Raw genomic sequence first — 15619 nt, 5'->3', positions numbered from 1 at the left:
GAATGATCGGTGATGTGAATTTGATTGCAATTCTTCTTATGGCCCTCGCCGCCAGTCTCAGCCCCGGGCCTGCGTCGCTCGCAATTGCTGGAACCTCAATGGCCAGAGGACGCAAGGACGGCCTTCTTCTTACTGCAGGGGTTATGGCGGGCTCTCTGGCGTGGTCAATAGCCGCCGCCCTCGGGCTTGGTGCCATCATGCTGGCTCACAGCTGGGTTTTTGAGATTATACGTTATGCGGGTGCGGGATATCTCTTGTTTCTGGCTTGGAAGTCTGCTCGATCCGCATTGTCAAGGAAGGACGTTGTGGTCAACTCAATCAACGGGACGCCGACCGCTCTTGTCCTGCGCGGTCTCGCCATCCACATTACGAACCCTAAGTCGATCCTATTCTTCGGGGCAATGTACTCTATTGGCATTCCATCCAATGCAAGTGCGGTGGAACTTGCAATCGTTGTCGCAGCTGTTGGGTTCCAAGCCACGCTTGTTTATGCAGGATACGCGCTCCTGTTCTCTGCGCCATCAATGACCAAAATATACTTAGGATTGCGCAGATGGTTCGAAGGTGCATTCGCGCTTGGGTTTTCCTTTGCGAGTTTCAAAGTGGTGACAGCGCGCTTGCAATGAGCGGGCGCGCAAGGGTGTTTGATCTCCGCCGGCCTTTCATTCCATTGGCTTGAAAAAGGTTGTCTTGGGCATTGAGATCACTTCGATTTATTCAAGGGAGTTCGATGTGAGTAGCTTGCCGAACCTTTGGTCTGGTGACTGAGCTTCCACTGAAAGCTCAGCGCGTTCCCTAAGAATCCAACACGGTGTTTGCTGAATCAAGTTTGAGTTGGCGGAGATTGCTTTTGAAAGTGATTTTAGACGTGACCTCAAACCTCAACTTTAAGATGCTTTGTCCATCAAAGCCGCTCTTAGAAGAAACAGCTCAATCGCGCACAAAACTGCCAAGAGAAGTGCGAGCGAGGACCATCCCAGAGTTTCGGCAATCGTCCCAATGGCGGGCGGCCCGAGAAGTGCTCCCAGCCCGCCGAATTGAGTGAGCAACCCGTTCGCTGCACCGACTTGACCAGTGCTCCCATCAGTTAAGCGCGGAACAACCGCAAAGCACATCGCTACGAGGATCCCGACAAAGAAAAGCACGATGATGCATCCGAACATGGAGGCGATCCAATTCACGGAACTGAAACCCAAGATCGCACCCATGGCCGCGCAAAAAGTTGAGCAAAGAAAAAGCGTCCGGTCTGTCACACTTGAGCTCAGCTTTCCGTAGAAAAGGTTCCCCATCAGACTGCTGAGAGCGATGACACCGGCCAATACACCGGCCCGAGCGATGGAAATTCCAAACTGGCTGGAGAGAAAGAGAGGGAGCATACTCACGATTGCAACCGACAATACTGTGGTGATCAGAAAGGCGAGAGCCAGTGCCCAAAGTGATTTTGGCAGTGAGCGAAGGGTCTCCACAAACCGGATTTCACCGACCTCTCCAGATCGTATGGCGGGGAGGAATCTGGTTGCAACCATCGCAGCGACTGCCGTGAGAGCGCCGCAGAACGCAAACCAAACGCGCCATCCCGTCTGCTCAGCCACCCATCCGCCAAGTGTTGAGGCTGCACTCAACCCGACTATGAAAAACGTACCCCAATAGGCCAGCGCTTTCGCGCGTTTTTCGGGAGCAGTTGTTGCCGCAATCACCGTCGGAGCGGCTACGACCACGGCCAGGTATGCCAAACCTTCCAGTGCCCTCAGAAACAGGACCAGCCAGAGATTTGGCGCCACGGCCGTCAAAAGGGTCAATATTGCCAACGAGAGCGCTCCAATCGAGAGCGATTGATGCAATCCAACAGCAACGACCAACAATCCCGCCACGACGCCAAAAAGGGCAGACGCTAGCGTTATCAGAGACACAAGCCATCCAAATTCGACGAACCCAACACCAAGGCTTTCTGACAAAAGTTCGAACGTGGGAGAGATGCGACCGACCTGAAGGGCGGCCAGAACGCTCAAAATATATACTACAATCCAAACAGTTTTGCTGTTGGCTTTAGCTGCCAAGCCAGATGTCGAATACGTTGTCACTTTTTAGGTTCCGTCATCTTGATCTTTCGTAACATCTCAATCGGCCTCTCAAAGCAAATCGTGATCGGAGCCATGGAGGCTCAGATGTGTCCGAAAGCTGTAGTCGGGTAGAACCCTCTGGACACTTAAAAACGCCGGAAAATAAGTTTGCGCACGCAAAGAACTGCCAGCGCACATCGCGCCAAAGACTCTGTCCTTCCGCTCTCTGATCGCTAGTGCTGAAGGCATGACGTTTTCAATCCTGTCGCCCGGTACAACAACGATCCCGTCGGCATCAGCCACCACAAAGTACTCGCTGAGATAAAACGGGTTGGGCGTCGCACGATTGGGGTCACCGAGTTGAGAAATGCCGTCTTCAACTCGATCGTCGGAAAGACCAAATATCGGTAAGCAAGCAGCCTTCAGCGGAAACCGGGGCAATTTATTGGCAAGCAGGAGGAGCCCCCCTACCTCGGCTTCTTCAAGTGTTTGCAGGTCGGAGAACCGTAATTCCGGAACACAGAAAGGCACCATGACAACATCACGTGGAACGGCGGCTTGCATCGCACTGTTTAACCAATGACCACCGCGCATAGGTTCGACTACGACAAGGCGTCCGGAACATCGTATTGACGGATTTGGGGGTGCCAGCGAAGCGATGAAACAACCAGTAGATCCGCCGCAGACTGTGCAAGCGTCGGCAAGATGACTGCTTGCCAGAGTTGAAAGTCGAACAAGCGTATTTTCGTGACTTGCCGGTGCAGGAATGGCCGAGGTTCGGTGATTTCGAGTCTTGTCCATGCCCTGATCCTAGACATCCAACATAAATTCGATTATTAAATATGTATGGTATTATAGTTTCGAAAATCGAAAGAGATGATTAGAAATTTTGACATTGATGCGTTGAGAACGATGGTTGTGGGCGTGGAACTTGGGAGTTTCACCCGGGCTGCGTCCGAGTTGGGACGATCTCAATCAGCGATCAGCATGCACATCAAGAAATTGGAAGACAGGGCGGGCAAGTCGCTGTTCACCCGGCATGGTCGTGGCTTGGTACCAACTGAAGCCGGCGAACAACTGCTGTCCTATGCGAAGAAAATCATCGCGTTGAACGATGAAGCTGCAATCGCCATGGGCGTTGGCGAGGTCGAGACCACGGTAAAGCTCGGTCTACCTCAGGACTTCTTTGACGTCATCTTGCCGAAGACTGTGTCGATGTTTTCCGATGAATACGAAAACGTACACGTCGATGTGAGAGCAGGACGAAACTTCTCTCTGGAAGAAGACGTCTACTCTGGGCGAATCGATGTCGCGATCGCGTTCTTTCCTGCAGGCTCCAAGGGCCACGGTGAGTTGATAGCTGAAATGCAAACGCGGTGGATTGCGCCCAAAGGTGATATCTCTGCATTCGCGGATGAACGGAAAATACCTCTTGTTTTGTACGATCACCCTTGCCTTTTTCGAACCAACACGCTCAAGGCGCTTGAGCAGGCACGCCGGCATTGGCGGGTGGTTCTGACAACACCAAGCCTATCAGGGATTTGGTCAGCGGTCGCGGCTAAACAGGGACTGACGGCCAGGACACTTTACCGGGTTGCACCCGAAGTACAGATACTGTCTTTGGATTGCGGCCTGCCTGAAACTGATCCGATTGAGGTGAGGTTATTTGTGTCAGACAAGGCGTCGCCTGCCGCCTTGGCTCTACGTGATTGTCTGCGTGACGTTGCATCCAAAGAGCTTACGCCCGCTTCACGACTCGAAACCGCTTGAACCTAGATCACGACTGCTTGCTTAAAACATGTCTTCTCAAGACTCTCGGTCTAGTAGTCAACTGATCGCATCGGCCTTGGCGGTTGTTGTGCGTGCCGAAAAGGTGCTGCTCGTAAGGCGACGAAACCGCCCTGATCGAGGCATGTGGGGTTTTCCAGGAGGCAAACTGAACGACGGGGAGTCGGCCCACACTGCGGCAACCAGAGAACTCTTCGAAGAAACAGGAGTCACGGCGCGCGCCGGGATTACTTTGTCGACGCTTCATCTAAAGTACCACCCGAACGATCCAGACCTAACGGTTCACTACGCTATGACACCAGTTTTGTTTGAGTGGATAGAAGGCGAACCAATAGCAAATGATGATGCGCTGGAAGCCGGTTGGCACGTTGTGCAAGACGTGCTCGAAGGTCGCCTGGCCCAAAGTCAGAATGTTGATGCAACTTTGAGAAGTGCGATTGCTTTCGCAATAAATGGCAACAGCAAAAAACCTCATCAAGTTGGGTCGGTGCTTCCTCGTATCATTTCAATGTAATTTCCCCTTAAAAAGTTTTGGCTAAACGATTGTAGCAGGGATGATCTTTGTTGTTGTAAAGAAAGGGGGAAACTCGGCTGGAGAATGCGAAAAAGCAGGCTATGTGACACCTTCGCGAGTATCCTTAAAAACGCGCACCAAGCCTGAACCGAAGGTTTCATTCGGGGCGGCAACAAAACCAGACCGTTCGTAAAAACGCTCGAGGCCCGCGAGCGGTATCACCGCGATCATTGCATCTGGCTCGGCCAGATTATGCAGTTCTTCTACCAGCACACCAACAAGTGACTGACCTAGCAACTGACCACGGCATTGCGGGCTCACGAAAACGTCGGAGACGTAGAAACAAACCACGTGATCGCCGATCGCTCTGGCAAGTCCAACAAGTCTGTTTTCTATACGCGCGCAGACACAAACGGCAGAATTCCTGAGGGCAATCTCAGCTGACGTAATCGGCATGGATCCCCACCCAGCATCCATTCGAATTTTCAAGAACTCCTCAGCAGTAGGGATCTCTGGTTTGATCAGCGCATGCATCAGCATGTTCCAATGAATGTCATTCTCGCCCACGCTAAGGTCAAAGCCGAAGATCACTTCGACCATGAAGGGCCATGATTGTCGCGGTCATTGATGCGACCAACACCCGATGGGGCCCGTCAGAAGCCCAAGCGTAGCCTTGTGTGTAGGTGAGCGTTTTGCCCGGTTTGAGAACCTGCCCGCAGAAGTGGAATTCAATGCCTTTTGCGGGGGCAAGCAAGCTTGTTTTGAACTCAACAGTCAGCACAGCAGCGTCTTGGGGCATCAACGAAAACGCAGCATATGCGCAGGCACTGTCCAACGCCGTGGTTGTGACCCCCGCGTGAATGAACCCGTGCTGTTGGGTGAAAGCGTCATCGTGTGTCATCCGGAGTGCGACCTCGCCTGCCCTGACCGATGACAGGTCAATGCCAAGCGTGGACATGACCTTCTGAAGACCGAAACTTTTCCTGACCTTGGATTCAAAATCAGGATCGCGCGGCTCAAAAATCTGTGTCGGAGGTGCGTTCATATCTTTCTTCGTGGTGTTGACCATTGAACGACTCTGGCTCCTGACCCAGTGAGCACCGATCGCTTACCAAGCTCCCTCAAGGAGCCATTTCTCCATCAGCGGAATGCGATCCCAACCCCAAAACGGCCCACCCATCAGGAAGCAAAAGGGCGAGCCGAAAACGCCTTGAGCGATCGCTTCTTCGCTCTCGGCAGGGGCAACGCTTTTGTCTTAGGGTCGGTTGCGGCTCGTTTATTTGATCTTTCTGGAAGCCAAGGTGCGCCCCAAACTCAACAACGACATCCAGGTCACACAGGTCTTTTGCCTCTTGAAAATATGCGTTTTGCGCGGCCAAGTCGAACCCGAACTCAACACTATGATCTCATTGACCATCCATTAATCTACCGTTTTTGTTCCTCATCAGCACCCTATGAGAGCATAATGAACAAGAGCTGGCACAGGTCTACGCCTGGAATCCCAAACTCCATGATTGCAATTTTCGATAGGTCGAATGCCCGCCGTTTTTGGGGCGGTCAACGGTAGGCTAAATACCAACCGCTCGAACTGGTTGGTTGCGGATAAGGTTCATCTTTCAAGAGAAGCACGACAAATCCAGCGAACAACATCAGCCAAATCGACGACCACCAAACCCAAGCATCCAGTGCGCAGATGTCAAAGAGGACACCGCCAAAGTAGGCGCCAATCGGCCAATGTCACAAGCGCATCAAGCAGGCAAGGGCTGCATTGAAGTTGACCATAAGGTACTCAGTCTGCGCACAACGCGAAAGCCACGGTCGCGACCAGCATCGCGGCCATAGTCACGTTCATGACACGACCAAGTAGTGGGTGCGAGAAGGCTGAGGCAAAGAAGACACCAAACATCAGCCAGCAACTGTTCACGGTGATGATCACATCGGTCAGAGTGGTGACCTTGAAAAATGCATCCATTCGCAAGTCGCCTTGAACGACAGAGTGTGATGCATAGGCAGCACCAATAGCTGCGAAAGCCTTTGGATTGCTCAATGCAAGAAACAGTCCCGGCACAAGAGAGGGACTGGTCCTAGATCTGGATTGTTGCATTCCGACGGGCGCGGTCGCGATTTTCCACGCGAGGTAAAGAATGTATGCCATGCCCACGATACCTAGAAAGCCAATAATCACCGGAGTCGCCATCATCAACGTCAATAGGCCGGACGCGACAAGGATCAGCACTCCTGTGGTGCCAAGGATAATGCCGGTTAAGTAAGGAAGTCCGGCGCGGAACCCATAGGCCGATCCGATCGCCGCCAGACTGATTGTGGCAGGGCCTGGGCTGCCCATGAGAGGGATTGACGTCGCCAGAATTGGGAATGTGGTCTCAAGCACCAGAAACGCTTGGCCCTTCCCGAATGAAGACGAGAAAATCCTTTCCTGAGTTTGAAATCTCTTCCGTAAACCTGAAGCCCAGCGTGTCCGCCAATGATATCGATATCCAGTTGTCTGGAGCAATCAGGCAAACAGATCGATCCAGATATGCAACACGGTCAGCCCAATCAAGCGCAGCTGTAAGTGCCTCCGTTGCATACCCGGCTCTTTGATAGGGTCGTGCGATGCACCAACCGGCTTCAGGGATGTCGAGCAAGGTGGGCGAAAGCCCGCGGCGAAAGTTCGCGAACCCGATCTCTCCGATGTACCGTTTGTCCGAGTTCCGCTCGATCGCCCAATATCCAAAGCCCATATGTTGCCAATGTCCCGTGTATTGAAGCATACGCAGCCAGGTTTCACGAAGAGTGGATGGAACCCCAGAAATATGTTCCACGATGTCGGGATCACTCCACATACTGAACATATTCGGGAGATCGTCCAAATGATGTGGTCGAAGCTGCAATCGCTCGGTTGCGATGATCGGAGCTGTCACTGCTTCCCCACCATGATCGTATTCGAGTCTATGTCGATCAACCATCTTTGCGCTCGAAACCTAAGCGACCGCGCCTTGCAGGCCTGACCTTTGTTCAAGAGGCTTTTCATTGATTGGCAAGTGGACGAGCGCAGAGAAGGCACCAACTCCGACCCCAATCCACCAAACAAGTGTGTAGTCTCCGGACAGATCATACATGCGACCACCCAACCATACGCCGAGGAAGCCTCCAAGTTGATGAGAGAAGAAGACGAGGCCATAGAGGGTTCCCATGTACTTCAGACCGTAGATTTGCGCGACGAGACCTGAAGTTAATGGAACCGTTGCGAGCCAAAGCGCGCCCATTAGTCCAGAAAAGACAAGTACGGAGCCGGGCGTAATTGGCAGCATGATAAATGTCGCAGCGACGATCGTTCGAGCAACATAGATACCCGCCAAGAGGTACTTTCTAGAGTATTTCTGGCCAAGCCAACCAGCTGTAAAAGTTCCGAAGATATTGGCCAGTCCGATAACCGCGATGGCCACGGCTCCCAGGGCAGAGGTCGTAGAGACCCCCATCGAAGAGAGCATTCCTCCCGGTGCAATCGGCCCGCACATCTCTGTGATGAATGCTGGGAAATGTGCTGTGATGAAACCAAGCTGATATCCACAAGAAAAGAAGCCGAGGAAGATCATTGAATAAGTCGGGTCGGATATCGCCTTCTTCAGGACCACGCCTATTGGTTCGGACTGAATAGCAGCTTGCGCCGACCCACCACGCAGGAATGGGAGTACAACCAGGATCGCAAGAATTGCGGCAGCAAAGACAAAGAAGACTGACTGCCATGGCATGAACCTTAGCAGGAACTCTGCAGTTATTGGTCCAACGATCTGGCCCGCAGAACCTGCGGCAGTGCCAATCCCAAGGGCGATTGACCTGTTCTCATCGCTTGCTGCTCGCCCGATGACAGACAGTATCACTCCGAACCCAGTGCCCGCTATTCCGAACCCAACGAGCATCTCAAGTATCTGATGCTGACCAGGGGTTACCGCATAGGATGACAGCACCAGACCTGCGGCGTAGCACAAAGCTCCAGCTACAATCGCCTTTCTATCGCCGAACTTGTCAGCAATTGCTCCGAATATTGGTGTTCCAATACCCCAGAAGAGGTTCTGGATGGCGATTGCAAAAGAGAACTCTGTCCTCATCCAACCAAATTCAGATGCAATCGGGATCTGGAACACACCAAACGAAGCGCGGATTGCAAAGCTGACCATAATAATGGCGCTGCCAGCGATGAGGATTGGCATCAGGTTGGACGAGGTTCTTGTATTCATTCTGCTAACACTCCCTGGGCGGAAACAGCGCAAACGAGTGCGTTCCCATAGGTTCCTTCTGACGGACCGTCGCATCCCAAAAAATCATCGAAACCTACAGGTGGGCAAACGTCTTTGGAGGAACTCTCAAATTCGAATTTCGAAACTCAAACTAGTTGGAAACCGTGTATTCGAATGAGTTGAGGGTTCTTGGCTTCTGCTCAATACCTGTTCGATGCTGAAGCATTGTGAGGTCTTCCCGTGCCGAAGTCGTGGGCCGAGAGACGGTCCAATTGAGTATGCCCTGCGGTTTCGGCAGAGTGGATTCCGCAGGAGCGTTCCGGGCGCCACGGATTATCAGCGGCAGTTGATTTTGAGCAGGCAAAGCAAATAAACCAGTTTGAGGGGCAAATGATCAGCCATGTAACAATTGGAACAAGCAATCTCAGCGCCGCGACAGCCTTCTATGATAACGTTCTAGAACCGCTCGGGCTGAGCCAAAAGATCGTCAACCCGGACGGAGGACCACCCGCCAGTTGTTGGATATCTGAGAACCAACTTCTCCCAAGATTTTATGTTTATGAGCCCTATAACGGGAAAAGGGCCGCTCCCGGCAACGGGGTCATGATCGCATTCCTTGCGCCGACCGAGAGAGCCGTGAGCCTGTCTTATTCAGCTGCTTTGGCTGCCGGTGCCAAAGACTGTGGCAAACCCGGCCCCAGACCTAGGTATGGCCAAGGCTACTTTGGGGCGTATTTTCTTGATCTCGATGGCAACAAGATCCACGTAGTTTTCCGGAGAGACTGCAAACCTTGAGCCCCGATCAACGAAGGACCGGCAAATCGCCGCATACTTCGTCCTTTCATGCACCGCGTTGATCTCGATGACAGTTGGTCGAACGACCGCGCTATCGAATGCCTCAATCGTCTGGATGGGACCCCTTGCCGGCCTCGTTCTGAGAGAGGCAATTCCACGTTGGCATGGGATTCGGGTTGGCGGGCATTTTGATACAGATAGGTCCATGGAGCATTAACTGGCGTTCGCTATTGGAGATGTTGGGCGTGGCTCTGTTCTCAGGGGCATCGTTAGTTTGGGTGTTGGAAATCAGCGTTCTGTGGAAGTTCCCGCCAGAATCGAGCGCCGTGAGTATCCTTCCATGGACGTTTGGATCGACATCACTCTTGATCTTTCCGATTGCCCACCAAGCTGAATTTGGAGCTTGGAACTGAAGTGCTATTGCTTGCCATTCAGGTCTTTCAGGTGTTGGCGACCCCGCTATCTGTCTACTGCGCGATCTAGGTCCAACGCCGACTTCCTGTTGGCATTACTGGGCTTGGCCTGCTCGGCTGTCTGGTGGTCGGTATCGCACTTGCCGTCACTTGGATTTGAGAGCAACTGATCTACTAACTTGTGTGTGGCGCACTGCTCATAGTTGCAGGTTCAGAATTCGGAATCACTCGTTCACGTCGATCGCCTGCCAATCGACAACTTGGGATTGAGATCCCAAAAATTTGCCTGCCTCCAGGAGGTTAAAGCGTGATTTTCCCATTAGAAATCCGAAAGCGCCACATTCGCAATTGAGTGCTTCGCTCAGCCTGCAAGCAGAACACAGACCGGCCATGTCGGTGCTCGGCATCAAGTATGAGACGGACTACAAGCTCTCCTCATCGCATTTGTCAAAAGTCAATTGGTGGAAAGAGCGACTTCCTTAACCAGTGAAAAAGGAGCCGGATGGATTACCACATCCGGGCGATCCTGTTTTGCGTAGATAAAACAAGTCATCCAAGAAAATTGTTTTGGTTCAATTTCTTGAATGGGGTAGCAGCAAGGCTCTTCGACGTCGGTATAGAGCAAGCCGTAAGTTGGTTTTAAACTTGGAATCTAGGTGGATTGATTACAGTTTGGTTCAGAGAACCGTGCAAATCTGTGAAGTTTGACGCGCTCTGGATCGGCCAAAGTGGCATCACTCCGTCATCGATCCCCGGTCGCATTTTCCAATAGGTGTTTACCGATTACCCCCCCGAAGCCGCGCACTTTGGCTCGCTGAGCCAGTGAGCCGGGCTTGTCACATGTGATCGACCAAGTATTGATGAACTGAAATCAGGGGGGCTGCGTACTGCCGTGGCTGAGATGAGGACGCCAAGTCTTCGTACCCTTGAGCTGAACTGGGTAATGCCAGCGTAGTGAGGTCTTAGTCATGATTGGCTGGAGTAGCCTTTCCTCGTTCATATCAACCATCCAGCGATTGAAACATCCCGGGGTTGAAGGGTTGTCAGATCATGAACGGTCATCACGACATCAGGGGTCCTTCGACGGGTCCCAATGGGCGATTGCGTTGGCTGGCCTGGCCCTGATGGCCGTCCTTTGGGAGGCATATGTTCGTCTCTCCGATGTGTCAGCCCTGATATTGCCATCGCCATCGCGGGTTATGTCGCAGATGGTTGATAAACGAGACCTTCTCTTTCGAAATTCCGTTCCCACACTGCAAGCCACCGTGGCAGGGTTCTTCGTTTCGTTAAGCCTTGCTTTCCTCCTTTCAGTACTGCTGGATACGTTCGCTTGGCTCCGCAGGGCAGGTATGCCCATACTGATTGTAAGCCAGACTCTGCCCTTGACCGCGATAGCACCGCTAGTCGTTCTCTGGTTTGGATTTGGCCTGATGCCGAAGATCATTCTGGTTGCGCTCGTCACTTTTTTTCCAGTGTTGGTCGCGCTCCTCCAAGGTTATGAGGCAACCGACAGGGACCTGGCCTCACTTCTGCGTTCCTTTGGAGCAACCCGTTGGCAGATCTTTTGGATGGCAAGGGTTCCAACGGCGCTTCCATATCTCTTTGCAGGTCTACGGATCTCAATAACCTATGCCGTGGTCGCAGCTATTTTTGCGGAATACTCTGGTGCACGTTCTGGTCTAGGCATCGTAATACTGAATGCAAAGAACAGCTTCAGGCCGGACTTGATGCTTGCTGCAGTGGTTTTCTGCTCGGCCCTGACATTGTTCCTCTATGCGGTTTGCGCTTTAGCGCAATCGCTGCTGATCGGTTACAGGTCAGGGAGAAATCCCCATGTTTGAGCTTGCGATAGTGGATCTCAATGTAAAGTTGGGAGAAAATCGGATCGCTTGCGGTCTCTCCCTGGAGGTCGAACCCGGCGAAGTTGTCTCAATACTTGGGCCTTCGGGCTGCGGAAAGTCGACACTCCTAAAGGTATTGACCGGAGAGGTTCCTGCGCAATCCGGCAATGTTCTCTTCCGCGGCCAGCAGTTGATTCAAAGTGATGTTGTGTTTGCGCTGATGCCGCAGCGCGACGCATTGATGCCGTGGCGCAGCATCCTGGACAACGCAATCCTAGGATTGGAGGTCAATGGGGTGACCCGGCGAGCCGCTCGTTCGAGGGTCCTGCCAATAATCCAAGAGTTCGGCTTGGAAGGTTTCGAACATCATTATCCCGATCAGATATCCGGAGGAATGAGACAACGCGCAGCTCTTCTCAGGACCATCGCTGTCGAAAGCCCGATCATACTCTTGGACGAACCCTTTGGTGCTTTGGATGCGCTAACCCGAATTCGAATGCAGCAGTGGTTTGAACGGCGTTGGATGAAACAGTCTTGGACAGCCGTGCTCATAACGCACGATGTGCGAGAAGCGGTCACATTATCCGACCGAGTGTACGTCCTATCCAGACGTCCAACCAAAGTGACCCGTGAGATCAAAATCGCTCTTCCACGGCCGCGGACGGACAATCCGGTCTCGGCTCAAGCGAGAGAGTACGAAACCGAAATCCTCGACATACTGTTGAATTAAAGGGGCAACTTCCTATGAAAAAACTTTTGTACTCGACACTGTTCTGTTTGTCCGCTTTGCCTTTGCTTGCTGAAGAAACCATAAGCGTTGCGCTCGACTGGACGCCAAACTCGAACCATGTCGGACTGTACGTCGCGCAAGCACTTGGATGGTTTGAAGAGGCCGATCTTGACGTGGATATCTTGCCCTATACCGACACCTCATCAACGGTTCTTGTCGCGTCAGGCGTTGCTCAGTTTGGTGTACTGGACGGCGTTAGCCTCCATACGCAACGCAGTTCAGGTGCGGATGTCATTGCCGTAATGGCCATTGTTCAGCATGAGACGGGACGATTGGTTTTCAATGCAGACCGTGGTGACATACAACGGCCTGCCGATCTGGACGGGTTGATATACGGGGGATTTGGCAGTGAATGGGAATCCTCTCTGGTGGCCAAAATGATCCAGTATGACGGAGGGCAGGGTGAGTTTGAAACCGTTACGCTCGGCACATCCACGTACGAGGCTCTGGACAATGGAAGTATCGACTTCACGTTGGAAATCAAAACTTGGGAAGGGGTTATCGCCAACCTGACCGGTCGAAATCAGAGAGGCTTCGAATATTCAGATTTTGGCGTTCCTGACATGCATACAACTTACATGGGCGCTGATGAAACATGGCTTCAGCAGAACGGACAAACGGCCATCGCATTTATCCAAGCGGTTCAGCGTGGCTATGAGTTTGCGAATGAAAATCCAGTCCGCGCGGCAGAATTGTTGATCGAAGAATCTGCGGGTATGCTGACAAATCCCGAATTGGTAGTTGCAGCCGTCCAAGCCTTGTCTGAGGGTGGGTACCTTCAAGACCCGGGCGAAGCGCTCGGCGAGATAGATCCCGAGATGTTTCTCGGGATTACCGACTTTCTGTACGATGAACGCATCCTGAGAGATGATGCCGGAGAAGTCCTTTCAGAGCGACCCAACGCCACAGACTGGTTTACCAACGATTTCCTCATACGATAGTCGCCGTTAAGCCAAATCGCGATCAAAGATACCCGAAAGTGTTGTCAGATCGAATAGGTGACTGCGGCTGCGAAGCGTGAATGAAAACAACCGTATCAAACCGTCAGTACCTCAACCGGTATATGCGCTTGCCCTTAGAACCGGTACGATTCACTCCCGTCAGAGCATGTCGCTTCAGTCATTCCGTCATGGGTTGGCCAGATGCGTATTGAGAACTCACAAGCGTCATGAATGTGTCATGCAAAGTGGCTACGACGCGTTACGATTACGTGGCAATGACAATGCAGACCTCTCAAATTCAAACCAAACGGCTCAACCTCCGCCGGCCAACCGAATACGATTTGATACCATATACAAAGTACTGCGTTAGCAAACGAAGCAAGTATGTCGGTGGCCCGTTTACGAACGTTCAGGCGTTTGAAAAACTGGCATCAATGATTGGCCATTGGGAATTGCGTGGCTTCGGTCGTTTCGTAATGGTCGAACAGAGTTCGGGCAGAGCCCTAGGGCACTTTGGTGCTCTGCAGCTGGATACTTCGGAACCACCGGAGATTACTTGGACAATTTGGCACCACGACCATGAGCGCAAGGGGTTTGCAACTGAAGCGGGCCAAGCATTCAAAGACTACGCCGCTCAAGTACTTGGGTTTACGGACATGATTGCGCATGTGCGCAGGGGCAACTTTGCATCCGCGGCTCTGGCAGAACGCCTAGGCGGAACCTTGAAAATTGGCGCTCTTCCACCGAGCCGATTAGAAGGTTCAGTTGTTTATGAGTTCAACCTATCGCATTGAGGACTATTCCTGACCTTGGGTCAGGAGCGGTCCGCAACTTATATTTACCCAGTGTAGCTGAGCTTGCCTCTGAACAAATTTCAAATTCAGAGCTCCTGGGCTAAAACTGACATTATCACAGTTGACTGAAAGCCACCTTTCCAGAGGTACGCTTGCCGCAGCAATCCCTCTTCGACAAATCCGTTCTTTTGATAAAGGTTCCGTGTTTGCGTATTCTCAGAGAACACATCCAACCAAAGTTGGTTCTTTTGGCGGTTCTCCAGAACTTCTCTTCGGACCGCACTTAACAGAAAACCACCATGACCTTGACCAGGTGTCTGGACGGCGAGTTGCCGAAGTTCCACGGCCTGATTTTTCTCCCACATCCCGACGAGGTAGGCGAAGCCCACTCAGACGTTCCCTTCATCAAATCCGAGGAAGTAACCTCATTTGGGTCCAGAATGCTTGCGCCTATCTCTTCCAAAGTTCTTTGACTGACGTAATTGGTCACATGATCTAAGCGACCAATCTGATGGATCGTTTCGGCATCTCCAAAGTCTGCTTGCTTGAATGATAGCATCTCTTTGTCTTCTCCTTCGAAAAAAGCATACGCGTTTGCATTGAACCGAACTTCCAGAAAACGACAAATGGAGTTGAAAGTTGATAGATTTCGACTGGTCTCTCACGTGTTGGCGAAAGTGGCATTATAATCGAGCGATCAAGAGGCCACGAACGGATCAAGCAATATACAGCCCGTCGAGATCACTGGCCTTCAGCCAGTAGCTTAGGCATTGCCTCCATGCGGACCTGCCAGCTGCTCTGCCACGTATCCGCAACTCTGGGTGGCGCCATTGGGGACCTTTGAACCGTGCATGGGCTCCCAAAGGAGTATGGCGGTGTGGCATAAAGAGCGACCGGAGACTTGTTTTGGTGCAGGATGCCGGGCGTTCGGTTGGTTGACAGAAATTTCACTGCTCAGAACGAGCCTAGGCGGCAACGTCGAAACAAGGGTGGCCCCACGATGCTCGTCGATTAGAGTTGGTAAACAAGCGTTTGAAGCCTGTGCTCACAGGAGGACGCTCATCGATATCTCCACCAAACAAGCGCAACCAACTACTACATCTTGCGCATCCGAAATGACGGTCAAGTTGGCGCATTACATGTGGACCGAGAAAAACAGGTTTTTTGCATAGAATGATCGGTCGGAGGTCCGCTTTTCACGTTAGCTGCAAACTGAAATTTCAAGCTAAAGTACAGAAAACGGTGCCGCTGAAGGGACTCGAACCCCCGACCCCATCATTACGAATGACGTGCTCTACCAGCTGAGCTACAGCGGCATCATGGCGTAGATTGTATTTCATTTGTATCTAGGGGCAAGGGGCACAAGGAAGAGACTTGGACCGATTAAACCTACCTTAAACTCGATGAGCTAGATGGGTATTGGACCGGCCTTCAAAGTGGTGTGA

The 15619-nt window shown here is 52.1% G+C and carries 16 protein-coding genes, 1 tRNA gene and 1 riboswitch; of the genes, 8 read left to right on the top strand and 9 right to left on the bottom strand.

What is annotated here, in order from left to right; translation table 11 throughout:
• The first annotated feature begins 2 nt into the window (after positions 1–2).
• The gene (locus IE087_RS22435; protein WP_189371814.1) at positions 3–626 is read left to right on the top strand and encodes a LysE family translocator; all 624 of its coding nucleotides are present in this window, start codon (positions 3–5) and stop codon (positions 624–626) included.
• Between the two features lie 261 nt (positions 627–887).
• On the opposite strand, the gene IE087_RS22430 is transcribed toward IE087_RS22435, so the two are convergent.
• Both IE087_RS22430 and IE087_RS22425 read right to left on the bottom strand, forming a co-directional pair.
• Positions 888–2009 carry an MFS transporter gene (locus IE087_RS22430; RefSeq protein WP_189371813.1) on the bottom strand — a complete coding sequence of 374 codons (1122 nt, stop codon included), beginning with the start codon at positions 2007–2009 and terminating at the stop codon, positions 888–890.
• A gap of 120 nt (positions 2010–2129) precedes the next feature.
• Positions 2130–2861, bottom strand: coding sequence for an RraA family protein (locus IE087_RS22425; RefSeq protein WP_189371812.1), 732 nt, complete (start codon positions 2859–2861; stop codon positions 2130–2132).
• Between the two features lie 75 nt (positions 2862–2936).
• Here IE087_RS22425 and IE087_RS22420 point away from each other — a divergent pair, with 75 nt between their 5' ends.
• A complete protein-coding gene (locus IE087_RS22420; protein ID WP_189371811.1) occupies positions 2937–3830 on the top strand; it encodes a LysR family transcriptional regulator in 894 nt (297 codons plus the stop codon).
• A 28-nt stretch (positions 3831–3858) separates the two neighbouring features.
• Positions 3859–4362: an NUDIX hydrolase gene (locus IE087_RS22415; protein ID WP_189371810.1), complete on the top strand. Its 504-nt coding sequence runs from the start codon at positions 3859–3861 to the stop codon at positions 4360–4362.
• A 99-nt stretch (positions 4363–4461) separates the two neighbouring features.
• Here the strand turns inward: IE087_RS22415 and IE087_RS22410 are convergent, their stop codons facing one another.
• The 5 genes from IE087_RS22410 to IE087_RS22390 all read right to left on the bottom strand — a co-directional run bounded on the left by IE087_RS22410 (position 4462) and on the right by IE087_RS22390 (position 8573).
• On the bottom strand, positions 4462–4962 hold the full coding sequence (locus tag IE087_RS22410; RefSeq protein WP_189371809.1) for a GNAT family N-acetyltransferase: 501 nt from the start codon (positions 4960–4962) through the stop codon (positions 4462–4464).
• Positions 4937–5407 (bottom strand): PaaI family thioesterase, encoded by a 471-nt coding sequence (locus IE087_RS22405; RefSeq protein ID WP_189371808.1) that lies wholly within the window; start codon positions 5405–5407, stop codon positions 4937–4939. The genes IE087_RS22410 and IE087_RS22405 overlap by 26 nt, the downstream gene beginning before the upstream one ends.
• 744 nt (positions 5408–6151) lie before the next feature.
• Complete coding sequence (locus IE087_RS22400) at positions 6152–6751, bottom strand: LysE family translocator (RefSeq protein WP_229801544.1); 600 nt, start codon at positions 6749–6751, stop codon at positions 6152–6154.
• The gene (locus tag IE087_RS22395; RefSeq protein ID WP_189371807.1) at positions 6744–7328 is read right to left on the bottom strand and encodes a GNAT family N-acetyltransferase; all 585 of its coding nucleotides are present in this window, start codon (positions 7326–7328) and stop codon (positions 6744–6746) included. The genes IE087_RS22400 and IE087_RS22395 overlap by 8 nt, the downstream gene beginning before the upstream one ends.
• A gap of 15 nt (positions 7329–7343) precedes the next feature.
• Complete coding sequence (locus tag IE087_RS22390) at positions 7344–8573, bottom strand: MFS transporter (protein WP_229801543.1); 1230 nt, start codon at positions 8571–8573, stop codon at positions 7344–7346.
• A gap of 417 nt (positions 8574–8990) precedes the next feature.
• Between IE087_RS22390 and IE087_RS22385 the strand changes: the two genes are divergently transcribed.
• The 5 genes from IE087_RS22385 (at position 8991) to IE087_RS22365 (ending at position 14174) form a co-directional block, all read left to right on the top strand.
• Positions 8991–9395: a VOC family protein gene (locus tag IE087_RS22385; RefSeq protein WP_189371805.1), complete on the top strand. Its 405-nt coding sequence runs from the start codon at positions 8991–8993 to the stop codon at positions 9393–9395.
• A gap of 1276 nt (positions 9396–10671) precedes the next feature.
• Positions 10672–10783, top strand: a riboswitch (TPP riboswitch).
• Complete coding sequence (locus IE087_RS22380; RefSeq protein ID WP_229801542.1) at positions 10777–11649, top strand: ABC transporter permease; 873 nt, start codon at positions 10777–10779, stop codon at positions 11647–11649. It overlaps the preceding riboswitch by 7 nt.
• Complete coding sequence (locus IE087_RS22375; protein WP_189371804.1) at positions 11642–12379, top strand: ABC transporter ATP-binding protein; 738 nt, start codon at positions 11642–11644, stop codon at positions 12377–12379. Before IE087_RS22380 ends, IE087_RS22375 begins: the two co-directional genes overlap by 8 nt.
• Before the next feature lie 14 nt (positions 12380–12393).
• On the top strand, positions 12394–13380 hold the full coding sequence (locus IE087_RS22370; RefSeq protein WP_189371803.1) for an ABC transporter substrate-binding protein: 987 nt from the start codon (positions 12394–12396) through the stop codon (positions 13378–13380).
• Positions 13381–13655: 275 nt separating this feature from the next.
• Entirely contained in the window at positions 13656–14174 is a 519-nt protein-coding gene (locus IE087_RS22365; protein ID WP_189371802.1) for a GNAT family N-acetyltransferase, read from the top strand.
• Positions 14175–14260: 86 nt separating this feature from the next.
• On the opposite strand, the gene IE087_RS22360 is transcribed toward IE087_RS22365, so the two are convergent.
• Together IE087_RS22360 and IE087_RS22355 are read right to left on the bottom strand one after the other, a co-directional pair.
• On the bottom strand, positions 14261–14563 hold the full coding sequence (locus IE087_RS22360; protein WP_189371801.1) for a GNAT family N-acetyltransferase: 303 nt from the start codon (positions 14561–14563) through the stop codon (positions 14261–14263).
• 854 nt (positions 14564–15417) lie between these two features.
• Positions 15418–15490, bottom strand: a tRNA-Thr gene (locus IE087_RS22355).
• Between the last annotated feature and the right edge of the window lie 129 nt (positions 15491–15619).

Source organism: Tateyamaria omphalii, assembly GCF_014651375.1.
Taxonomy (GTDB): Bacteria; Pseudomonadota; Alphaproteobacteria; order Rhodobacterales; family Rhodobacteraceae; genus Tateyamaria; species Tateyamaria omphalii.
This window is presented reverse-complemented; position numbering and strand designations above follow the sequence as displayed.